This is a genomic window from Sulfurimicrobium lacus, assembly GCF_011764585.1.
GTDB classification, from domain to species: Bacteria; Pseudomonadota; Gammaproteobacteria; order Burkholderiales; family Sulfuricellaceae; genus Sulfurimicrobium; species Sulfurimicrobium lacus.
In genome coordinates this window covers 347279-368732 of the sequence record NZ_AP022853.1, presented here as the reverse complement: position 1 = coordinate 368732, position 21454 = coordinate 347279, and the positions used below count along the sequence as shown (strand labels likewise).

At 62.1% G+C, this 21454-nt stretch carries 18 protein-coding genes and 2 pseudogenes; 10 read left to right on the top strand and 10 right to left on the bottom strand.

Annotation, left to right across the window (positions count from 1 at the left end):
- The 10 genes and pseudogenes from ftsA (at position 1) to SKTS_RS01735 (ending at position 9502) form a co-directional block, all read left to right on the top strand.
- Positions 1 to 1239: a cell division protein FtsA gene (ftsA, locus tag SKTS_RS01775; protein WP_173059457.1), complete on the top strand. Its 1239-nt coding sequence runs from the start codon at positions 1 to 3 to the stop codon at positions 1237 to 1239.
- Positions 1240 to 1393: 154 nt separating this feature from the next.
- Complete coding sequence (gene ftsZ / locus SKTS_RS01770) at positions 1394 to 2545, top strand: cell division protein FtsZ (protein WP_173059454.1); 1152 nt, start codon at positions 1394 to 1396, stop codon at positions 2543 to 2545.
- Positions 2546 to 2706: 161 nt separating this feature from the next.
- Positions 2707 to 2913 (top strand): hypothetical protein, encoded by a 207-nt coding sequence (locus SKTS_RS01765; protein ID WP_173058494.1) that lies wholly within the window; start codon positions 2707 to 2709, stop codon positions 2911 to 2913.
- Between the two features lie 76 nt (positions 2914 to 2989).
- Positions 2990 to 3484, top strand: a pseudogene (locus SKTS_RS19100) (shikimate kinase); the annotation flags it as partial.
- Positions 3485 to 3517: 33 nt separating this feature from the next.
- Complete coding sequence (aroB, locus tag SKTS_RS01760; RefSeq protein WP_280513686.1) at positions 3518 to 4624, top strand: 3-dehydroquinate synthase; 1107 nt, start codon at positions 3518 to 3520, stop codon at positions 4622 to 4624.
- Positions 4625 to 4913: 289 nt separating this feature from the next.
- Positions 4914 to 6347 (top strand): GGDEF domain-containing protein, encoded by a 1434-nt coding sequence (locus SKTS_RS01755; protein WP_173059451.1) that lies wholly within the window; start codon positions 4914 to 4916, stop codon positions 6345 to 6347.
- 107 nt (positions 6348 to 6454) lie between these two features.
- A complete protein-coding gene (locus SKTS_RS01750; RefSeq protein ID WP_173059448.1) occupies positions 6455 to 7576 on the top strand; it encodes a deoxyguanosinetriphosphate triphosphohydrolase in 1122 nt (373 codons plus the stop codon).
- Positions 7577 to 7978 carry a hypothetical protein gene (locus tag SKTS_RS01745; RefSeq protein ID WP_173059445.1) on the top strand — a complete coding sequence of 134 codons (402 nt, stop codon included), beginning with the start codon at positions 7577 to 7579 and terminating at the stop codon, positions 7976 to 7978.
- Entirely contained in the window at positions 7975 to 8970 is a 996-nt protein-coding gene (locus SKTS_RS01740; RefSeq protein ID WP_173059442.1) for a CapA family protein, read from the top strand. The genes SKTS_RS01745 and SKTS_RS01740 overlap by 4 nt, the downstream gene beginning before the upstream one ends.
- Positions 8971 to 9067: 97 nt before the next feature.
- Positions 9068 to 9502, top strand: coding sequence for a hypothetical protein (locus SKTS_RS01735; protein ID WP_173059439.1), 435 nt, complete (start codon positions 9068 to 9070; stop codon positions 9500 to 9502).
- A 446-nt stretch (positions 9503 to 9948) separates the two neighbouring features.
- Here SKTS_RS01735 and SKTS_RS18905 read toward each other — a convergent pair whose 3' ends face one another.
- The 10 genes and pseudogenes from SKTS_RS18905 to tfpB all read right to left on the bottom strand — a co-directional run bounded on the left by SKTS_RS18905 (position 9949) and on the right by tfpB (position 21386).
- Positions 9949 to 10725 (bottom strand): PEP-CTERM sorting domain-containing protein, encoded by a 777-nt coding sequence (locus tag SKTS_RS18905; protein WP_244617417.1) that lies wholly within the window; start codon positions 10723 to 10725, stop codon positions 9949 to 9951.
- A 787-nt stretch (positions 10726 to 11512) separates the two neighbouring features.
- A complete protein-coding gene (locus tag SKTS_RS01725) occupies positions 11513 to 12277 on the bottom strand; it encodes a hypothetical protein (RefSeq protein WP_173059436.1) in 765 nt (254 codons plus the stop codon).
- Between the two features lie 42 nt (positions 12278 to 12319).
- Positions 12320 to 13021, bottom strand: a complete 702-nt coding sequence (locus SKTS_RS01720; protein WP_198420461.1) for an ABC transporter ATP-binding protein — start codon at positions 13019 to 13021, stop codon at positions 12320 to 12322.
- The gene (locus SKTS_RS01715) at positions 13021 to 13800 is read right to left on the bottom strand and encodes an ABC transporter ATP-binding protein (RefSeq protein ID WP_173059430.1); all 780 of its coding nucleotides are present in this window, start codon (positions 13798 to 13800) and stop codon (positions 13021 to 13023) included. The genes SKTS_RS01720 and SKTS_RS01715 overlap by 1 nt, the downstream gene beginning before the upstream one ends.
- Positions 13784 to 14899: an ABC transporter permease subunit gene (locus tag SKTS_RS01710; protein ID WP_173059427.1), complete on the bottom strand. Its 1116-nt coding sequence runs from the start codon at positions 14897 to 14899 to the stop codon at positions 13784 to 13786. Before SKTS_RS01710 ends, SKTS_RS01715 begins: the two co-directional genes overlap by 17 nt.
- Positions 14896 to 15825: a branched-chain amino acid ABC transporter permease gene (locus SKTS_RS01705; RefSeq protein WP_173059424.1), complete on the bottom strand. Its 930-nt coding sequence runs from the start codon at positions 15823 to 15825 to the stop codon at positions 14896 to 14898. Before SKTS_RS01705 ends, SKTS_RS01710 begins: the two co-directional genes overlap by 4 nt.
- Before the next feature lie 3 nt (positions 15826 to 15828).
- Entirely contained in the window at positions 15829 to 17004 is a 1176-nt protein-coding gene (locus SKTS_RS01700) for a branched-chain amino acid ABC transporter substrate-binding protein (protein WP_173059421.1), read from the bottom strand.
- A gap of 114 nt (positions 17005 to 17118) precedes the next feature.
- Positions 17119 to 17451 (bottom strand): c-type cytochrome, encoded by a 333-nt coding sequence (locus SKTS_RS01695; RefSeq protein WP_173059418.1) that lies wholly within the window; start codon positions 17449 to 17451, stop codon positions 17119 to 17121.
- Positions 17452 to 17513: 62 nt separating this feature from the next.
- The gene (locus tag SKTS_RS01690) at positions 17514 to 19556 is read right to left on the bottom strand and encodes a thioredoxin domain-containing protein (protein WP_173059415.1); all 2043 of its coding nucleotides are present in this window, start codon (positions 19554 to 19556) and stop codon (positions 17514 to 17516) included.
- A 58-nt stretch (positions 19557 to 19614) separates the two neighbouring features.
- Positions 19615 to 21386 (bottom strand): annotated as a pseudogene (gene tfpB, locus SKTS_RS01685) (type IV pilus assembly ATPase TfpB).
- Between the last annotated feature and the right edge of the window lie 68 nt (positions 21387 to 21454).

The following is a 21454-nucleotide window of genomic DNA, read 5'->3' as shown; positions in this document are numbered from 1 at the left end:
ATGAGCAGGATCAAGGAACAGAAAACACTGATCGTCGGGCTGGATATCGGCACCTCGAAAATCGTCGCCATGGTGGCGGAAATCCTGCCCGACGGGCGGATGGAGATCATCGGCATCGGCCAGCACCCGTCGCGCGGGCTGAAAAAAGGCGTGGTGGTGAACATCGAGTCGACCGTCAACGCGATTCAAAGGGCTTTGGAAGAAGCCGAGCTGATGGCGGACTGCAAGATCCGCGAGGTCTATACCGGCATCGCCGGCAGCCACATCAAGAGCTTCAACTCGCACGGCATGGTGGCGATCAAGGACAAGGAAGTGACGCAGATGGACGTCGACCGGGTGATCGAGACCGCCAAGGCGGTGAACATCCCGACCGACCAGCAGATCCTCCACATCCTGACCCAGGAATTCATCATCGACGGCCAGGAAGACGTGCGCGAACCGCTCGGCATGAGCGGCATCCGCCTCGAAGTGAAGGTGCATATCGTCACCGGCGCGGTGTCGGCGGCACAAAACATCATCAAGTGCATCAAGCGCTGCGGCCTGGAAGTGCGCGACCTGATCCTGCAGCCGCTGGCGTCGAGCATGGCGGTGCTGGCGGACGACGAAAAAGACCTCGGCGTGTGCCTGGTGGACATCGGCGGCGGCACCACCGACATCGCGGTGTTCACCGACGGCGCCATCCGCCACACCGCGGTGATCCCCATCGCCGGCGACCAGATCACCAACGACATCGCCATGGCGCTGCGCACTCCCACCAAGGAAGCGGAAGACATCAAGCGCACCTACGGCTGCGCCCTGCGCCAGCTGGCCGACGCGAGCGAAATGGTGGAAGTGCCGGGCGTGGGCGAACGCGAAACGCGCCAGCTGTCGCGCCAGACGCTGGCGGAAGTGATCGAGCCGCGCGTGGAAGAACTGTATTCGCTGGTGCAGGCGGAACTGCGCCGCAGCGGCTTCGAAGACCTGATGTCCTCGGGCATCGTCATCACCGGCGGCAGCGCGGTGATGCAGGGCATGGTGGAACTGGGCGAGGAAGTGTTCCACATGCCGGTGCGGCTCGGCGTGCCGCAATACAGCGGCGGCCTGACGGAAGTGGTGCGCAATCCGCGCTTCGCCACCGGGCTGGGACTGTTGATGTCCGCCCAGGAACAGCATCAGCGGCATCAGATCGCCACTTTGGGGAGCAATTCGCTGCAACAGGTTTTCGACAAGATGAAGAGCTGGTTTCAAGGAAATTTTTAGCAGTGCCGTCATTGCGAGCGCAGCGAAGCAATCTCGAATTTTCAGATTGCTTCGTCACGATGTTCCTCGCAATGACTATAGGAGCAATTTTTTAACGATTTGGTTTTAAGTTTTAGGTCTGGTCTGGATAACAGCAAATTAAGGAGATAGCGCGATGTTTGAAATCATGGAAGCACCAATGCAGGAAGCAGTGATCAAGGTAATCGGCGTGGGCGGCTGCGGCGGCAACGCAGTGGATCACATGATCGTGAGCGGGCTGGAAGGCGTGGAGTTCATCTGCGCCAACACCGACGCCCAGGCGCTAAAACGCAGCCAGGCCAGAACCCAGCTCCAGCTGGGCGCGCACATCACCAAGGGCCTGGGCGCAGGCGCCAACCCGGAAATCGGTCGCGCTTCCGCGATGGAAGACCGCGAGCGCATCGCCGAAATGATCCAGGGTGCCAACATGCTGTTCATCACCGCCGGCATGGGCGGCGGCACCGGCACCGGCGCAGCCCCGATCGTGGCCGAAGTGGCCAAGGAACTGGGCATTCTGACCGTGGCGGTGGTGACCAAGCCCTTCGCCTTCGAAGGCAAGCGCTCCAAGGTGGCGCAGCTGGGCATGGAAACCCTGGCGCTGCACGTCGATTCCCTGATCGTGGTGCCGAACGACAAACTGATGCAGGTGCTAGGCGACGACGTCAGCTTCCAGGACGCCTTCAAGGCCGCCAACGACGTATTGCACGGCGCTGTCTCCGGCATCGCCGAAGTGATCAACTGCCCCGGCCTGGTCAACGTCGACTTCGCCGACGTGAAAACCGTCATGTCGGAAAACGGCATGGCCATGATGGGTTCCGCCACCGCCTCCGGCGTTGACCGCGCCCGCATCGCCGCGGAACGCGCAGTAGCCAGCCCGCTGCTGGAAGACGTCGACCTCGCCGGTGCACGCGGCGTGCTGGTCAACATCACCGCCAGCATGTCCCTCAAGATGAAGGAATACTACGAGGTCATGGAAACCATCAAGGAGTTCACCGCCGAAGATGCCACCGTGATCGTCGGAACCGTCATCGACGAGAACATGGGCGACGCCCTGCGCGTCACCATGGTCGCCACCGGTCTCGGCGGCGCAATTTCCCGCCAGCAGCCCAAGCCGCAACTGGTGGTGCGCAACGGCACCGACAACGCGCCCATGGCCGTTGATTACGAAGCCCTCGAGCAACCCGCGGTGATGCGCAGAAGAGAGCGCGGCGCGCAGCTCGAAGCGATGAAGCAGTCCGGCGTCGATTTCCTCGACATCCCGGCTTTCCTGCGCAAACAGGCGGACTGATTCAGTCCTTCTGCGTTACTCCAGACCCGAAACCGGCCGCAAGGCCGGTTTTTTTACGCCCTTGGCTGGCGGTTCGACGAAACGTTCAAGCTCCGAACAGGTCTTAAAAATGCGGCGACAAACTATCGACGCCGTAAAACTTAATTCGGAGGACGCTAATCATGGACGACTCTCGCTCAGATTCCACCTTACCCAGCCCGGACGCAAAGCCAGACGAACCACCCAGGCCCAGAAAAAAACGCGCCAACATGCACGAGGGGATTGCCGTCTGGTGCGATTGCTGCTCATGCGAAGCCGAGCCTTACTGGGTGGAGGTGGGCAAGGAAATGGGTATCGACATGAGCAACGACTACGAGGATGAACCGTAACGCGCCTCATGGTCTGCGCCGGATTATGCCCCGCATTTCTGGCTAAACCCCCCTCTAGCCGTTATCATTACGGCCCATGTCATTCCCCAACAAAATCATTCTCATCGGCCTCATGGGCGCAGGCAAAACCACGGTCGGCAAGATGCTGGCCCGGCACCTCGGCATGCGCTTCATCGATTCCGACCACGAGATCGAACGCCGCACCGGGGTAAAGATCCCGGTCATCTTCGAACTGGAAGGCGAGGAAGGGTTCAGGGCGCGCGAAACAGCCGTCCTGGCACAACTGTGCCAGATGGACAATGTCGTGCTCGCCACCGGCGGAGGCGCGGTTTTGCGCGAAGAGAACCGCAAGAACATGAAACGCAGCGGCGCGATCGTATACCTGCGGGCGCAAATTTCGGACCTGTGGCACCGCACCCGCCACGACAAGAACCGCCCGTTGCTGCAGACCGCCGACCCGCACGCAAAGCTGCGCGAGCTGTTCGCCCAGCGCGACCCGATTTACCGCGAGCTCGCAGACGTGATCATGGACACGGGCGACCAGAACATTCACTACCTGGTACGCCGCCTGGAACAGAAACTCAAGGATGGACAAGCCACGAACATGCAAACCCTGACCGTTGAACTGGGCGACCGCGCCTATCCCATCCATATCGGCGCCAATCTGCTGGAACAGGCCGATCTGATGGTGCCGCACCTGGCACAAAAGCGCGTAGCCATCGTCACCAACACCACCGTGGCGCCGCTCTACCTCGCAAAACTGACGCATACCCTGGAACAGCAGGGCGTCAGCGTGCTGCCCGTCATTTTGCCGGACGGCGAGGTTTACAAAACCGCCGACACCCTCAACCTGATCTACGACGCCCTGCTGCAGAACCGCTGCGAGCGCAAGACCACGCTGATCGCCCTGGGCGGCGGCGTGATCGGCGACCTGACCGGCTATGCCGCGGCCACTTATCTGCGCGGCGTGCCTTTCATCCAGGTGCCGACCACGCTGCTGGCCCAGGTGGACTCCTCCGTCGGCGGCAAGACCGGCATCAACCACCCGCTCGGCAAGAACATGATCGGCGCGTTCTACCAGCCGCAAGTGGTGCTGGCCGACACCGCCACCCTCGACACCCTGCCGGCGCGCGAGCTGTCCGCCGGCCTCGCGGAAGTAATCAAGTACGGCCTGATCCGCGACCTGCCGTTTTTCGAGTGGCTGGAGCAGAACATGGACAAACTGCTGGCACGCGACAAGGATGCCCTGGCCTACGCCATCCACCGCTCCTGCCAGAACAAGGCCGAAATCGTCGCGGCCGACGAGCGCGAAGACGGGGTACGCGCCCTGCTCAACCTCGGCCATACCTTCGGCCACGCCATCGAGTCCGGCATGGGCTACGGCAACTGGCTGCACGGCGAGGCCGTGGCCGGCGGCACGGTGCTGGCGGCGGATCTGTCGCGACGCCAGGGCTGGCTGGACGATGCCGCGCTCGCGCGCGTCCGTACCCTGTTCAAGCGCGCCGGCCTGCCAGACACGGCGCCCGACCTGGGCGTGGCAAGCTACATGGATGCGATGGGCCTGGACAAGAAAGTCGAAGGGGGCAAAATCCGCTTCGTGCTGCTGAAGTCCATCGGAGAAGCGCTGGTTACGGCCGACGTCGAGGCTGACAAGCTGGCGCAGACACTGCAGGGATTCGTGAGCCTGCTTGACGCCCGCCCGGGCCAATAAAGGATCGAGAGAAGTCCGGACCGATACAATCGGATCGGGCCTCCTCCTCGATTTGGCTCCCGCCATAACCCAATCCCGAACTCAATTTCATCTGTCCTTCAATTTCCGCCCCCCGGATTTTGCCCCCAAGGCGCTGGCCATCTGAAAAAATTAAGTTATACTTGAATCGCATATGACGTTGATACCAAAAAACATTCCTCGCCATTTTCCTCGTCTCTTTTGTTGCGTTAAGTCAGCGGAATAAAATCATTTATGACAGCGTCTGGACAGAACGGAAGCCTTTAACCAAATGAAACTGTCCCTGGCGCATTTCTGCTTGATCGCATTTCTCGTGCTGGAAGCGATTAACAGTGCGACCATTTATTACCTGCACCAGTCCTCCCTGCCGCACTCCAAGCAAGTTCAATCAGCCGATCAATCTGGCGCCCAGCGCATCCTGGCTCCAGCCATTAGCGGATTGGCCGCCAACATGCGCGCCACCGTTGCGCGCATCGCGCAATCTCCCCAGACGATCAACTCGCTCAAAAGCGGCTCGGAACGCGAACGGCTTGCGCAGGTCGGCAATATCCACACGCTGTTCCCGGACGCCCGTATTCAGCGGACGCTGCCGAACGGAAAAGCCGGTGGAAACGCTTTCACGCAGCCGCTTTCGGTGGTGTATGCGGATATGCCGCAAGGCTCCGGAAGCAATCCCGCGCTGGCCATCGCAGAGCCCGTCATGGATATGGAAAACCCGGCAATACTCGGCTTCGTCGTGATCAGCAAGGGGAGCGCCGAACTGCGCAGCATGTTCGAATCGCTTCAGCTACAGGATGCCTACGCCGAGCTGCAGCAAGCCAACAGCAACGGCCCCTACAACGTCCTGATGCAGCGCGGCGATGCGCGGCTGAAGACCAGCGCATTCCAGGAACTGACCGACCTGCAGGGAACCGCCTGGAGGCTGGTGGTATGGCGTGCCCCGGCCAAACCGGTGACTTCCCCGGTGCAGACCCATCTCGCGGCATGGGCGCTGTCCTCCCTGTTCCTGGCGCTCGGCATGGCCGGGCTGTATCTTGCCCTGCGCAAGGCGGTGAAAAACGACATCGATTCGCTTCTGCTGTTCTTCTCGGATATCCGTCATTCCCGCCTGCGCAAGGCGTACACCTTCCAGCTGAAGGATTTCGAGCAAAACTTCGAGCTCATGTACCGCCTGGGCAAGCTCATGCTGGGGAAGAACAAGCAGGTGAACGAATCCGCCAGCATCGACCACCTCTCCCAGGTCAACAACCGCCGCAGCTTCGACATCAAGCAGAAGGAGCTGTTCAAAACCCTGGCGGAGGGGTGGACGCACAGCCTGCTCATCATCGACATCGACAACTTCAAACAGGTGAACGACACGTTCGGGCACGACGCCGGCGACGCGCTGATCGTGCAGTTCGGCAAAGCGCTCAAGGAGCAGTTGCGCTCCAGCGATTTCATCGCGCGCCTCGGGGGCGACGAATTCTGCGTGATATTCCCCAACACCCCCCTGAAAAAAGCCGAAGAGCTCGCCGGCCGCCTGCGCCAGAACCTGCCCGAGGAACTGGAACTCACCCGCGGCGTCATGCATCAGCTGCGTTGGAGCGGCGGCCTGAGCGAATACAAGAAAAACGACGAGACCGAAAACATGGCGCTGTCGCGGGCGGACAGCGCCCTGCTCGAAGCCAAGCGCGCCGGACGCGACCAGACCCGGATGGCTGCCTGAGCGCTTACTCCCCGAACGGCAATAATGCTATCCTCCCTGTCCAAGCCGGTGCGCCGATGCCGATCGGGCGCCGATACTGATCGAACCAGAATTTTAAAGGTACACCTATGACGGAGCTCGCGCCCTACGCTGCGCACCCTCAGCGCACCCGCGGCCGCCGCCATCCCGAGCCGACGCCGCCGGGACGCAGCGATTTCGAACGCGACCGCGACCGCATCATCCACTCCACCGCCTTCCGCCGCCTGGAATACAAGACCCAGGTGTTCGTCAATCACGAAGGCGACCTGTTCCGCACCCGCCTCACCCACAGCCTGGAAGTGGCGCAGATCGGCCGCGCCATCGCGCGCAACCTGCAGCTCAACGAAGTACTGGTGGAAGCGGTCGCCCTCGCCCACGACCTGGGCCACACCCCGTTCGGCCACGCCGGACAGGACGAGCTCAACGCCTGCATGAAGGATTACGGCGGCTTCGAGCACAACCTGCAGTCGCTGCGCGTGGTGGACCTGCTGGAAGAGCGCTACGCCGATTTCGACGGGCTGAACCTGTGCTTCGAGACCCGCGAGGGCATCCTCAAGCACTGCTCCCCGGCCAACGCGAAGACGCTGGGAGAGGTCGGCGAGCGTTTCCTCAACGACCAGCGCCCCTCGCTCGAAGCCCAGGTAGCCAACCTGGCGGACGAAATCGCCTACAACAACCACGACGTCGACGACGGCCTGCGCTCCGGCCTGATCTCCCTCGAACAACTCGCCGACACCAGCCTGTTCGCGCGCCATCTGGCCATGGTCAGGGAACGCCACCCCGACGTCGCGGGACGGCGCCTGATCCACGAGATCGTGCGGCGCATGATCAACACCCTGGTGCTCGACCTGATCGCGCAAAGCACGGAAAACATCGCGGCGGCGGCGCCGACCAGTCTCGACGACGTGCGCCGCGCGCCGGTCCTGATGGCGTTCAGCCCGGCGGTGGCGAAGGAGCAGCGCGAGCTTAAGCAGTTCCTCCACAAGCACCTCTACCGCCATTACCAGGTGGAACGCATGAGCGGGAAGGCACGCCGCATCGTGCGCGAGCTGTTCGCCGCCTTCCACGACAAGCCCGCCCTGCTGCCGCCGCAGTACCAGGAAAAAGCCTTGACCGACAAGGCGCGCACCATCGCCGACTACATCGCCGGCATGACCGACCGCTATGCCCACCGCGAGCACCGGCGCCTGTTCTCGATCGAAGAGATGTAAATGAAACGAGCGCTTGTGGTAGCACTGCTGGTTTCGCTTAACGCCGCCGCGGGCGAGCAGGTGGTGTGCCATTACACCTATGGCGGCGAGACCCAGGTCCTGGCGGCCCGTCCCGTGCAGTCGCCGTATGCGGTGAAAGGCATCAAGGTGGGGTCGTACTTCCAGTTGCGCCTGGTGTTCCAGGACCAGCCCGCCGCCCTGGCCGCCATCAAGATCTACACCTACGTCGACCGCGACGAAGGCCCGACGCTGATTCACCAGGCCAGCTTCCCCTACCCCCCGCCCGGCAACCGCGCATCCCGCTATGGTTTCAGCGGCCTGCAGTCGGTCTACGAACCGGTGCGCGACAGCGAGCTGCAATACTGGTGCGAGATGGCAACGGACAAGGGAGCGCGGCGATGAACCTGATCCACGCTAGTCGGCAATCGCTACGCCTGGCTCTGGTCGGCCTGCTGCTCGCCGCCACACCGGTTCTGGCCGACCCAGTGCGCCTGATTTTTGTCGGCGACATCATGCTCGACGACGGGCCGGGGAAAGTGATCCAGTCAGGGCGCGACCCGTTGGTCCACTTCGCCGCCACGCTGGCCGAGGCCGACTTCACGGTAGGCAACCTCGAATGCCCGGTCGCCACCGTCGGCCAGCCGCTGGAGAGCAAGATTTTTTCCTTCCGCGCCCATCCCCGCGTGCTGCCAATCCTCAAGGGCCGCTTCAACGCCCTGGCCGTGGCCAACAACCACTCCGGCGACTACGGCAAGGACGCCTTCCTCGAAACCCTCACGCTGCTCGAGAAAAACGGCCTCCCCTACTTCGGCGGCGGACGCGACCTTGCTGCCGCCCATGCGCCGCTGTGGATCGAACGTAAGGGACTGCGCATCGCCCTTCTCAACTACAACGAATTCAAGCCGCGCTCCTTCGAGGCCGGGCCGGACTGGGCCGGTATCGCCTGGAGCGAAGACAGCCAGGTCGTCGCCGACATCCGCGCCGCCCGTGCCGCAGACGCGGACCTGGTGATTCCCTTCATGCACTGGGGCTGGGAACGCGAGTTGCAGCCCAGCGAACGGCAGCGTCAACTAGCACGCACGATGATCGATGCGGGGGCGGACGTGGTGATCGGGGGGCATCCACATGTGACGCAGGGGGCGGAATACTACCGGGGGAAGCTGATCGTTTACAGCCTGGGCAACTTCGTGTTTGACGGCTTTGATCCGCCGGAGATTCCTGAAACTCGGGAGGGGTGGCTGCTGCGGCTGAGCATGGACCGCAAGGGGTTGATCGCGTGGGATACGGTGGCGGCCCGGATGGATCATGAAGGCACCCCGCACCCCGTACCCGGCACCGAGACGCCATGCGGGAAGGCGGATGAAACGGTGGTCAGGGTGTGCAAAAATCCATAATTTGGCCGCTTCCTTGAGTGGCATGCCATCGACGTGCATACTCTTGGCCTGCAGTATCAATTGATAACAGACCCGTTTAATATCCGTTAGCCTTTTTATGCCACGTGCTGATCTATTGATTTGCATTTTTGGATCGCTACTATTTTTTATAGTGGGAGTATTAATATCGCCCCCTAATATAGAAAGTCTACAAGTATCCAATGCAAAAGTTGTCGCAACCAACCCTACTCATGTTAAAGAAATTGTTAAATTCGCTGATGAGGACGGCCACACTCTAGAATGTATTGCTCAAGGTAGAGTCCGATGGAAATGCCCATACAAAGAACTTGTTGAAGCATATAAAAACAATGAACAACTGGTGTTGTGGCATGATCAGAAAACTGTCTATCAAATCAAGCAAGGCGATAAATTCCTACTGAAATACAGCAGGTATCAATTGGAAAGTAATTTTGCATTTGGTGCTGCATTGTTTTGGTTTGTGTTACTCATCTACGTAAACAAAAGAGGTAGCCCACGTAGTAGGGCGCAATAACCAACGGGCATTGCGCCGCATAGTGTGATTTAGTTGCTGTTGGATGCGCTCCGCGCACCATGTTTGATTGCCGGGGGCAGCCCGGCGGCTGGTTACCTTTCTTGCTTCGCCAAGCAAGGTAACCCAAAGAAGGCGAGCCCCATCCACCGCCCCTCCGGGGTTCCCTGCGCTGCTCGTCAAGCCGGGCGGCTGCGGAACTCGCGCTTTGCGCTCAGACAGTCCTCGCCGACAGCCCCCGGCTCGCCTGTGCTGCTCGGCGGTGGACCGAGGGGAATTCGGCGAGCGCCACATTCATGGGTTAAAACATTTGGTCCTGGCGTACCACTCGGCTTCCCCTCTGCGCAGCTTCGGGTTGGCAGGCGAATTGGGTTTGTCGGCTGCGCCCCGTCCGAGTTCAGCAATTGAAAACGGCGGTCAAGCCGCCGTTTTATGCAGGACAAAAGCAGTTAGACTTTACGACGCCGCGAGACTCCCAGCCCCGCAAGACCCAGGCCCAACAACGCGAGAGTCGCTGGTTCCGGGGCTGGATTCGGCGGGAAAACTTCAGCAGCCGTTCCCTGAACCCCGACGGTAAAACCGTTCCAGTATTCATTGGTACTGCTATTCCACGTGAGCGTATCAAATGCACCGGTGAATTGGATGGCCCCATGAGGCTCGCTTCCACCGACATTTGAGCTATTGAGTTCATAGCGGAAATTTCCACCGCCAAGGTCAACCACGGATCTCGTGACGCCGCCGCACCCCCAATACCCGCAGGCGTTGCCATCGACGCCACCAACGCTAAGAATTACGAAATCCTGATTCAAGAAAGCATAACCGTTGCCATTAAGGCTAACGAACGCAAACACGGGGTTAGCAATCGCTTGCGAGAACTGGAGAGTTTGTGGGCCCGCGTGGCTCAGCGCCACTATGTCTGTTCCTGTCGGGCTGTTGTCAACGACACTGCTGGTATACGGTGAGATGGCGTCGTTACGACCGGATTGGCCATTTTGCCAATAGTCGGTTCCGCCGCTGGGCTGATAAAAGCCGATACCGCTCGAATTTGTGTAAGTAACCGTAACAGTGGAGTTAAGAGTGGTAATCGTACCCTGTCCCTGAAAACCGGCACCCGGATCCTGATCTGCCCCGGTCCAATCGGTCCAGTAAATTGGACCTGCCGAACAGACCCCTGTAGCCATCATGGAGAGTGCCGCCACCATCGCCCTTATTTTTAAGGTTTTCATGTTGTCGCTCCAGTAGTTTTAGACCGATCGAATGAGAGATAAGCAAGCCGCCTTGCTGCACATCACCTCCGTCCATTTTCCTTGTTTTAAGCAATAATCCCGCCAAACACCAGGAAATCTCGTGAATTTCATCTAATTTCATATGGTTAAACATATAACACCGGTAACCTAACCAAGCTTTTTGCTCGCCGTACAAGCGAAGTGTAAAAAAGTCTGACACCGCTGTTTCGTTAGCAGCCTTGGTACAACAGCCCGCGTAGGGCGCAATGACCAACGGGCATTGCGCCGCATGTTGTGATTTAGCTGCTGTTGGATGCGCTCCGCGCACCGTGTTTGATTGCCGGGGGCAGCCCGGCGGCTGCGGAACTCGCGCTGCGCGCTCAGACAGTCCTCGCCGACTGCCCCCGGCTCGCCTCCGCTGCTCGGCGGTGGACCGAGGGGATTTGGTGCCGCGCCACGTTCACGGACAAAACATTTGGTCCCAGCGCACCACCCGCTTCCCCTTCTGCGCCGCTTCGGTTTAGTCAGCAAATTGGGGGCAGTCGGCTGCGCCTTGTCTGAGCTCCGCGACAGCCCACGTCTTGTGTGGGCTGTTAGGGCGAGTTGCGCAGACGCCCAATTTGCTGACTAAACCGAAGGTACCCGTAGGGCGGCGCAGGGGGTCGCCTTTTCTTGGTTATCTTCTTTTGGCGAAACAAAAGAAGTAACCCGCTCGCCGGGCGGCCCCGGCACCCAATCATCCATGCGCAAAGCGCATTCAGCCCCAGCATAAAAGCCAGGCCAAATTTCACCAGTTAATTTCCCAGGCCGTCTTATACCCCACCACACAAGCCTCCAGCCCCACCGGAATTCGCGCCTCATCCGGCGCAATGGCAATGCGCCCCGCCATGATTTCGGCCGTACGCTGCGGGTAATGCGGCCCATCGCCGCGCTCGCCGAAGCCTTCCGGGTAGAGCGGCTGGTTGGCGGCGTCGTACTTGTCCGAGGCGCCCAGGGCGTGAAACAGCTCGTGTGTGATGACCACGTTGTTCTGCGCATTCTGTCTGGCCTGGGCGAAGGCATGCACCACCCCCACCAGTCCCTTGTGCAAGCCGAGCGAGTGCTGCAGCGCCTTGCCGTCCTCTCCGCGGTGATACACCACGAACAAGCGGACCGTGCCGAGGCTGCCCCAGAAGGGCGTGTGTTTGTAAGTGTAGTAGCGCAACCCGAGGCTCCACCGGATGGCCGAGAGGGCCGAAGGACGGCCGTCCGGCGGCATCGGCGGGAGCGTTTTTATTTCCCGGGCAAGGCGGATGTTCACTGGCGGCAGGGCTTTGCCGCGATAGCGTTCGTACTGACTGGCGATGAAGCTGCCGATTTCCTGAAAGTGCTCCTGCTTCAGGCCGGCGATATATTCGTCGACTTCCGCCGTGCCGTCGCCGTTCACAGGGTAGATGGTCACTTCCAGCGGCCGCAGCCAGTTGCGCACCACCATGCCTTCCCAGTAAGTCATGCCGGCGGCCGCAGCGAGCAGGATCAGCAGCGACAGGATGCGGATGGCGCGGAAAGACATGGGTTTACTCGCTGTAGGGCATTAGGGCGTTCGCCCGGGAGACTATTCCCCCAGGTAGGCGTGGCGTACCTGAGGATCATGGAGCAGCGCAGCGGACGCGCCGGACAGGCAGATCGCGCCGCTTTCCATGACATAAGCGCGATGGCTGATTTCCAGCGCCAGTTTGGCGTTCTGTTCCACAAGCAGGACGGTCACGCCCTCGTCCGAGATGGCGCGGATGGTGGCGAAGATTTTTTCCACCATCAGCGGGGCCAGGCCCATGCTCGGCTCGTCGAGGAACAGCAGCCGCGGTTTGCTCATCAGGGCACGGGCGATGGCGAGCATCTGCTGCTCGCCGCCGGACAGGGTGCCGGCCTGCTGCAGCTTGCGTTCGGCCAGGCGCGGGAAGAGGTGGTAGCTGCGTTCCAGGTCGCGCCGGATGGCGGCGCCGTCGTCGCGGCTGTATGCGCCCATGAGCAGGTTTTCTTCCACCGTGAGGCGGCCGAAAATGCCGCGCCCTTCCGGCACCAGCGCGATGCCCTGGCGCACCAGTTCGAACACCGGCAGGTCGCCGATCGACTGGCCCTGGTAAAGGATTTTCCCCTTGGCCGGCAGCATGCGCGACAGGGCCTTGAGGGTGGTGGTCTTGCCTGCGCCGTTGGCGCCGATCAGGCACACCAGTTCCCCTGCGGCGACTTCCAGGTCGATGCCCTTGACGGCCTGGATGCCGCCGTAGGAAACGGACAGGCCGCGTACTTCCAGCATCATGCCGTCGCGCCTCCCAGGTAGGCTTCGATCACCTTGGGGTCGCGCTGCACTTCGGCGGGCGTACCCTCGGCGATTTTCTTGCCGTAATCCAGCACCACCACGCGGTCGCACAAGCCCATGACCAGCTTCATGTCGTGCTCGATCAGCAGCAGCGTCACGCCATCGGCGCGGATCTTCTGCAGCAGTTCTTTCAGGACCACGGTCTCGCTCGGGTTCATGCCGGCGGCCGGTTCGTCGAGCGCCAGCAGTTTGGGCTCGGTGGCCAGCGCACGGGCGATTTCCAGGCGGCGCTGGTCGCCGTAGGAGAGGTTTTTCGCCAGGGCATTTTCATGCCGGGCGATGCCGACATACGCGAGGAGTTCGCGGGCACGGCCCCGGATGGCGGCCTCCTCCCCGCGCGTCCGCGCGCCACGCAGGATGGCGCCGAGCACGCCGGCATGGGTGCGGACATGACGCCCAACCATGACGTTTTCCAGCGCGGTCATGTTGGCGAACAGGCGGATGTTCTGGAACGTGCGCGCCAGCCCCAGACGCGTCACCTGACTCGGTTTATGGCCGTGCAGGACGTGGCCGTCGAGGGTGATGTGTCCGGCATTGGGAGTGTAGAGGCCGGTCAGCACGTTGAACAGGGTCGTCTTACCCGCGCCGTTGGGGCCGATCAGGCCATGGATGTCGCCGGCCCGGATATCGAACGACACATCGCTCAGCGCCGCGAGTCCGCCGAAGTGCTTGCTCACTTTTTCGGCGCGCAGCAGACCATTAACGGGATGCGTCATACAAGGCCTCCTGCTCGTGCTCCAGCACCGACGGTTCGCTGTCGAATTCGCGGCGCCGCGTCTTCGACGGCCACAGGCCGGCGGGGCGGAATATCATCACCACGATCAGCGCCAGTCCGAAAATCAGCATGCGCAGGTCGGCCGGGTCCACCACCACGCGGCCGAACAGGGCCTGCTCGAGCGGGCCGATGTAGCGCAGGGCTTCGGGCAGCACGGTGAGCAGGATGGCGCCGAGGATCACGCCGGGAATATGCCCCATGCCGCCCAGCACCACCATGCACAGGATCATCACCGATTCCATCAGGTTGAAGCTTTCCGGGCTGACGAAGCCCTGGAAACCGGCGAACAGGCCGCCGGAAATGCCGCCGAAACTCGCGCCCATGGCGAAGGCCAGCAGCTTGACGTTGCGCGTGTTGATGCCCATCGCCTCGGCCGCCACCTCGTCCTCGCGGATCGCCACCCAGGCGCGGCCGATGCGCGAGTCCTGCAGGCGCAGGGAAATGAACACGATCAGCAGCGCCAGCGCCAGGAACAGGTAGTAGTAGGCATAGATGCCGGGCACCTGCATGCCGAACAGGGAAAAGGACTGGCTCAGGGAAACGCCGCCGAGGGCGATCGGGTCGATCAGGTTGATGCCCTGCGGCCCGTTGGTGATATTGACCGGCGCATCGAGGTTGTTGAGAAAGATGCGGATGATCTCGCCGAACCCCAGGGTGACGATGGCGAGGTAGTCGCCGCGCAGCCGCAGGGTCGGCGCGCCCAGCGTCATGCCGAACAGGCCGGCGACCAGCGCGCCCAGAGGCAGGATGAGCCAGACGGGAAGATGCAGGCCGAACTGCGGCGAAGCCAGCAGGGCATAGAGATAGGCGCCGACGGCGTAGAACGCGACATAGCCCAGGTCGAGCAGCCCGGCGTAGCCCACGACGATGTTGAGCCCCAGCGCCAGCATGACGTAGAGCAGGGTGAAGTCGAGGATGCGCACCCAGCCGTTGCCGAGCCCGGCGCCGACCAGGAAGGGCGCCGCTGCCAGCAGCAGGCCGAGCGCGACGAACGCGACCAGCGCGGCGCGGCGGTCGGACTTCACACGCTGCCAGTTCATGGTCGTTCCGCCACGCGCTCGCCGAGCAGACCCGAGGGCCGGAACACCAGCACGCCGATCAGCACGAAAAAGGCGAACACGTCCTGATAGTGGCTGCCGAGAAAACCGCCGGTGATGTCGCCGATGTAGCCGGCGGCCATGCTTTCGATCACCCCCAGCAGCAAGCCGCCCAGCATGGCCCCGGCGATGTTGCCGATGCCGCCCAGCACCGCCGCGGTAAATGCCTTGAGGCCGAGCAGAAAGCCCATGTAATAATGCGCGATGCCGTAGTAGGCGCTCACCATCACCCCCGCGATCGCGGCCAGCGCCGAGCCGAGGATGAAGGTGAAGGAGATCACGGCATTGACGTTCACCCCCATCAGCCCGGCGATTTCCGGCGCCTGGGCGGTGGCGCGCATGCCCCTTCCGATGCGGGTTTTCTGCACCAGCAATACCAGCCCCGCCATCAACACCAGCGCCAGCAGGAAAATGAAGATCTGCAGGTCGGTGACGCCGGCCCCGGCAATGTCGTGGCGCGTGGCCGGCAGGATGGGCGGGAAGGAAATGTAGGAGCGCCCCCAGATGATCATGGCGACGTTCTGCAGCACGATGGACACGCCGATGGCGGTGATCAGCGGCGCCAGGCGCGGCGCACGGCGCAGAGGCCGGTAGGCGACGCGCTCGATGGCAAAGCCCAGCGCCATGCACACCGGCACCGCCACCAGCACGCCGCCCGCCACGACCACCACGCCGGGCAGGTCCACCCCGCTGGCCATGAGCGCGTTGACCACGGCCAGGGTCACCATGGCGCCGATCATCACCACCTCGCCGTGGGCGAAGTTGATCAGCTCGAGAATGCCGTACACCATGGTATAGCCCAAGGCGATCAGGGCATAGACGCTGCCCAGCACCAGGCCGTTGATGAGTTGCTGGAGGAAGATGTCCAAGGCTTACTTGGCTGAAGCTGAGGCGGGGCCGCCCACTGTTTCGATCACCTGCCACTTGCCGTTCTTGACCTGGTACAGGGTGATGGCGCCGTCCTTGATGTCGCCTTTCTGGTCGAAGCTGACTTTCGCCGTCACGCCGTCATACGAAATGCCTGCAAGCGCTGGCTGGTATTTCGCCGGGTCGCTCGAGCCGGCTTTCTGCATCGCGGCGATCATCACGCCGACCGCATCGTAGCAATAGGGCGCGTAGAGCTGGATCTGGCCGTATTTGGCGGTGAATCTTTCGGCGAAGTCCTTGCCGCCGGGCATCTTGTCGAGCGGCAGGCCGGGCAGGGAACTGTATGCGCCTTCGGCCGCGCCGCCGGACAGCTTGATGAACTCGGGCGTGCTGCCGCCGTCGGCGGTGAGGAATTTGGCGTTCAGTCCGATGGACTTGAACTGCTTGATCATCGGCCCGCCCTGGGCATCCATGCCGCCGAAGAACAGGATATCCGGGTTTTTGGCCTTGACGGCGGTGAGAATCGCCATGAAGTCGGTGGATTTGTCCGTGGTGAATTCGCGCGCCACGATTTCGGCGCCGGCTGCCTTGGCCGCTTTCTCGAACTGGTCCGCCACACCTTGCCCGTAAGCGGTGCGGTCGTCGATGATGGCGATTTTCTTCCCCCCCAGGCGGTTCACGGCGTAGTCGCCCAGCACCTTGCCCTGCTGCACGTCGTTGGGCATCACGCGGAACGCGGTCTTGAATCCCTGCTCGGTGTACTTGGGGTTGGTGGCGGAAGGCGAGATCTGCACAATGCCCGCGTCGTAATAGATTTTCGAGGCGGGAATGGTGGTGCCGGAATTGAGGTGGCCGATAATGCCGCGCACGCCCGCGTCCACCAGCTTCTGCGCCACGACGGTGGCGGTTCTGGGATCGGCCTGATCGTCCTCGCTGACCAGTTCGAACCTGACCTTCTTCCCGCCGATGGTGGTCCCCGCGGCGTTGGCGTCGTCGATGGCCATGCGGGTGCCGTTTTCGTTGTCCTTGCCGAGGTGCGCCTGCGGTCCGGTCAGCGGCTGGATCGCGCCGATCCTGATGACTTCCTCGCCGCCGGCAGCGGGCGAGGCGTCCTTTTTGCCGCAGGCGGCCAGGTTGAACAGCAAGGCAGAAAGCAGCAAAGCCAGCAGGCGTGATTTCAAATCGGTCTCCCTTTAATGTTTTCCAGCGTAAGCACGCATTCTAGCGAATTTCGACGCCCGAAAAAACAAAAGCCAGCCCGAAGGCTGGCTTTTGTCGAAGCATGCGGCGCTTCTTTAGTACTTGCGGGTCAGCACCCAGTGCACCAGGGACTTGATGTCCTCGTCCTTGACCGCGGCGTTCGGCGGCATCGGGATCTCGCCCCACACGCCCTTGCCGCCGGCCTTGACCTTGGCTGCCAGCTTGGCTTCGGCGCCCTTGTCGCCCTTGTACTTGGCGGCAACGTCCTTGTAGGCCGGGCCGACGATCTTGTGATCCAGGCCGTGGCAGCTCATGCAGGCGCTCTTGGTCGCCAGCGCTTGCATCGCAGCATCGTCCGCCGCAGCACTGGCGTGACCGGACACCAACAGGGCAGCCGCAGCGGCCATTCCCAACCAAGTTGCTTTCATACTAACTCCTTAATTAATAAATAAGATTTATTGCTCAACCACAAAAACCGGGGTGCGATATCTTAAACCAACCCGCCGCCATTGCAAGCCTTTCGCAGTTCAGGCAACTCGGCGATGGGCGATAAGCATTTAACGCCCTGGCACACCCAGGCGTTGACCGACTCGCTTTCCGATTTAGCCAATGCCCCCGGCAGCCCCTGAACACCGTTCGGTATGGCGAACACCAGGGTGTGGGGGCGATAGCTGTCGCTCAGGGCTTGCGCCCATTCCGCCATGGCCGGTTGCGGCCCGCGCAACACCACGATGCTCGGCGGCACGAGGAATTCTTCCAGGGCGGCCAGCAGGCTCTTGAATCCGCCCGGCTGATGCGCGACGGCGCTGTAGAAAATCCGCAAGGCGCGCTCTGCTGCTGCCAAATAGCGCATATCGCCCGTCACGTGCCCGAGGCGCTGCAAGGCATGCGCGGCGATGCCGTTGCCCGAAGGGGTGGCGCTGTCGTAGCCGGGCTTGGGGCGGTGGATCAGCTGCTCGTGATCGTGGCTGGTGAAATAAAAACCGCCCTCCACCTGATCCTCGAACTGGTCCAGCAGCACGTCGGCGAGCTGGCGGGCAAACTCCATATCCTCGGGACGGAATTCTCCCTGCAGCAATTCCAGCATGGCATCGAGCAGGAAAGCGTAGTCGTCGAGGTAAGCGTTGAGCCGGGCGCCGTCCCGATGCACCGCCAGCAGGCGGCCGTTGCGCCACATTTCCCGGCGTACGAAGCCCAGCGCGGCCTGCGCCGAGGCAAGCCAGTCCACGCGGCCGAACACCCGCGCCGCACGCGCCATGCCCTTGATCATCAGCGCGTTCCAGCTCACCAGGATTTTTTCGTCGCGGCCGGGGCGGACGCGCTGCTCGCGCGCGGCGAACAATTTGGCTTTGGCGCCGGCCAGCGCTTGCCGTGCCTCTTCTTCGCTCAAGCCAAGGCGTAGCGCGACATCGGCCAGACTCTCGCGCACAGTGAAATGCCAGTGTCGGCCCTCGAAATTGGCCGGCCGCTCGAGCCCGTAATGTGGGGCGAGCACGGCGTATTCCCGCGCGCCCAGGATTTTTTTAACCTCGTCCGGCGTCCAGACGTAAAACTTGCCTTCCTCGTGCTCTGAATCCGCATCCAGCGTGGCGTAATAGCCGCCGTGGGGCGACTGCATTTCGCGCAGCACCCAGGCGGCAGCTCCCTCGACGATTTCCTTGAAGCGCGCTTCCCCGCTGATGACCCAGGCATCGCTGTAAAGCGCCAGCAGCGGTCCGTTGTCGTAAAGCATTTTTTCGAAATGCGGGATGGCCCAGTGCTGGTCCACGCTGTAGCGGAAAAAACCGCCGCCGATCTGGTCGTAGACGCCGCCGTCGGCCATCTTGCGCAGCGAGACCAGCGCCATCTCCAGCGCAGTCGCGTCGCCGTTCGCGGCATGGCGGCGCAGGCAGAATTCCAGGTTGGTGGGGTGGGGAAACTTGGGCGCGGAGCCGAACCCGCCCCAGCTGCTGTCGTAGGACAGCACCAGCTCCTCGCGCGCAGCGGTCAGCGCCGCGCCGCTCATGTCGCCATCAGTCGCGTCCCGCGGCAGCGTGCTGTCGAAGGCGTCGCGCAGGGCAAGCTGCTGGTCGCCGAGTTCGGCCGCACGCTCGTGGTAGAACGCCGCCACGCGGGGGATCAGCTCCTTGAAACCGGGCAGGTTGTAGCGCGAGGTAGGGGGAAAATAAGTGCCGCCGAAGAACGGGGTCTGGTCCGGCGCAACAAACATGGTGAGCGGCCAGCCGCCGTCTTTCCTAGTCAGCATGTAATGCGCGGTCTGGTAGATCTGGTCCAGGTCGGGCCGTTCTTCCCGGTCCACCTTGATATTGATGAAATGCTCGTTCATCAGCGCGGCGGTTGCTTCGTCCTCGAACGATTCGTGCGCCATGACGTGGCACCAGTGACAGGCGGAATAACCGATGGAGAGCAGGATGGGCTTGTTTTCCCGGCGCGCGAGGGTGAGCGCTTCCTCACCCCACGGATACCAATCCACGGGGTTGTCGGCATGCTGCTGGAGGTAGAGGCTGGCTTCCCGGGCGAGATGGTTTGGCATGGCAGACTCGGACACGCAAAATCCAAGTCTAACATTACCTTAATTATTTGGTCGACTATTAACCGGGTGGGGGCGTCACGCGCAGCACTTCCTCGATGGTGGTCGTGCCCGCCGCCACTTTCTGCGCGCCGCTGATGCGCAGGGGCTTCATGCCTTCCTTGTAGGCCTGCTCGCGCAGCAGGGCCAGATCGCTGGAAGCGGAGATGAGCTTCTTCAGCGCCGGCGAAAGGAGCATGATTTCGTATATGCCCGAGCGCCCGAAATAGCCCGTCATGCGGCATTCCAGGCAGCCTTTCGGCGCGTTGATGCTCGCCGGCGTCGCGGCCTTCCACGGGGTGACCAAAGCGTTCCACTCATCTTCGTCGACCGTGGTCTTTTCCCGGCAGTGCGGGCACAGCGTGCGCACCAGGCGCTGCCCCAGCACGCCGAGCACGGTGGAATTGAGCAAATAGGACGGCACGCCGAGATCGAGCATGCGGGTGATGGCGGAGGGCGCGTCGTTGGTGTGCAGGGTGGAGAGCACCAGGTGGCCGGTGAGCGCCGCCTGGATCGCCATTTCCGCCGTTTCCAGGTCGCGGATCTCGCCCACCATGATGATGTCCGGGTCCTGGCGCATCAGGGTGCGGATGCCGCTGGCGAAATCCAGGCCGATGTTGTGCTGCACCTGCATCTGGTTGAACTGCGGCATGACCATTTCGATCGGGTCTTCCACCGTGCAGACGTTGATTTCCGGCTGGGCCAGGGTGCGCAGCGTGGAATACAGCGTGGTGGTCTTGCCCGAGCCGGTCGGGCCGGTGACCAGCACGATGCCGTTGGGCTGCTTTACCATCTCGTTCCAGCGCTGCTCGTCCTGCTCGCTGAAGCCGAGGTCCTTGAAGTCCTGCACGATCACGTCGGGGTTGAATATCCGCATCACCAGCTTTTCGCCGAAGGCGGTGGGCATGGTGGACAGGCGCAGTTCGATTTCTTCCCCGTCGGGGGTACGGGTCTTGATACGGCCGTCCTGCGGGCGCCGCTTCTCGACGATGTCCATGCGCCCCAGGCCCTTGATGCGGCTGGTGATCGCGGTCACCACCGGGGGGGTATCTGGTACACCTGGTGCATCACGCCGTCGATGCGGAAACGCACGTTGCCCGCTTCGCGCCGCGGTTCGAGGTGGATGTCCGAAGCGCGCTGCTCGAAGGCGTACTGGAACAGCCAGTCCACGATGTGCACCACGTGCTGGTCGTTGGCGTCGAGCTGGCCGGCACGCGAAAGTTCCACCAGCTGCTCGAAATTGGCGACGCCGGCTTGCCCTGCGCCCTCATGCGTCTGCAGCGCGCTCTTCATGGAACGCGCCAGATTGTAGAACTCCGGCAGGAAGCGCTTGATCTGGTCGGGACTGGCAACCACGCGCCTGATCTCGCGCCGCAGCGCGTGGGCCAGCTCCTGCTCCCATTCGCGCACGAATGGTTCGGCGGTGGCGATCACCACTTCGCGCAAGTTGGCGGCAACGGGCAGGATCATGAAGCGCGTGGCATAAGCGTGCGACATTACCGTCGCCACGGCGGAAACATCCACTTTGAGCGGGTCGATATGTTGGTAAGGCAGGCCAGTCTTGTCGGCCAGCCACAGCGTCAACGCATCGAGACTGAGCGTTTTGTGGGGCGGCTGGAGACTCTTCCATTTCTGGTCGGCGACGATCACCAGCGGATGCAGCTTGCTCGGGCTCATGCCCCGGGCGGGGAAATTGAGCTTGTCCGCATTTTCTTGCGCCACCATCCCGTCCGCCACTAGCTCCGCCAGCACCTCGGTAAGCGTGAGCTGGTGTTCGTGGACGGGGAGGGTCATGTAGTTTTAGAGCCTTTGTTCAAGCCACAGAGATCACAGAGAACACAGAGGGAAAACTTTGAATCCTC

Excerpts from the sequence above, each read along its gene's own strand:
- ftsA (WP_173059457.1), top strand. The coding sequence starts at position 1 with ATGAGCAGGATCAAGGAACAGAAAACACTGATCGTCGGGCTGGATATC.
- ftsZ (WP_173059454.1), top strand. The coding sequence starts at position 1,394 with ATGTTTGAAATCATGGAAGCACCAATGCAGGAAGCAGTGATCAAGGTA.
- SKTS_RS01765 (WP_173058494.1), top strand. The coding sequence starts at position 2,707 with ATGGACGACTCTCGCTCAGATTCCACCTTACCCAGCCCGGACGCAAAG.
- aroB (WP_280513686.1), top strand. The coding sequence starts at position 3,518 with ATGCAAACCCTGACCGTTGAACTGGGCGACCGCGCCTATCCCATCCAT.
- SKTS_RS01755 (WP_173059451.1), top strand. The coding sequence starts at position 4,914 with ATGAAACTGTCCCTGGCGCATTTCTGCTTGATCGCATTTCTCGTGCTG.
- SKTS_RS01750 (WP_173059448.1), top strand. The coding sequence starts at position 6,455 with ATGACGGAGCTCGCGCCCTACGCTGCGCACCCTCAGCGCACCCGCGGC.
- SKTS_RS01745 (WP_173059445.1), top strand. The coding sequence starts at position 7,577 with ATGAAACGAGCGCTTGTGGTAGCACTGCTGGTTTCGCTTAACGCCGCC.
- SKTS_RS01740 (WP_173059442.1), top strand. The coding sequence starts at position 7,975 with ATGAACCTGATCCACGCTAGTCGGCAATCGCTACGCCTGGCTCTGGTC.
- SKTS_RS01735 (WP_173059439.1), top strand. The coding sequence starts at position 9,068 with ATGCCACGTGCTGATCTATTGATTTGCATTTTTGGATCGCTACTATTT.
- SKTS_RS18905 (WP_244617417.1), bottom strand. The coding sequence starts at position 10,725 with ATGAAAACCTTAAAAATAAGGGCGATGGTGGCGGCACTCTCCATGATG.
- SKTS_RS01725 (WP_173059436.1), bottom strand. The coding sequence starts at position 12,277 with ATGTCTTTCCGCGCCATCCGCATCCTGTCGCTGCTGATCCTGCTCGCT.
- SKTS_RS01720 (WP_198420461.1), bottom strand. The coding sequence starts at position 13,021 with ATGCTGGAAGTACGCGGCCTGTCCGTTTCCTACGGCGGCATCCAGGCC.
- SKTS_RS01715 (WP_173059430.1), bottom strand. The coding sequence starts at position 13,800 with ATGACGCATCCCGTTAATGGTCTGCTGCGCGCCGAAAAAGTGAGCAAG.
- SKTS_RS01710 (WP_173059427.1), bottom strand. The coding sequence starts at position 14,899 with ATGAACTGGCAGCGTGTGAAGTCCGACCGCCGCGCCGCGCTGGTCGCG.
- SKTS_RS01695 (WP_173059418.1), bottom strand. The coding sequence starts at position 17,451 with ATGAAAGCAACTTGGTTGGGAATGGCCGCTGCGGCTGCCCTGTTGGTG.
- SKTS_RS01690 (WP_173059415.1), bottom strand. The coding sequence starts at position 19,556 with ATGCCAAACCATCTCGCCCGGGAAGCCAGCCTCTACCTCCAGCAGCAT.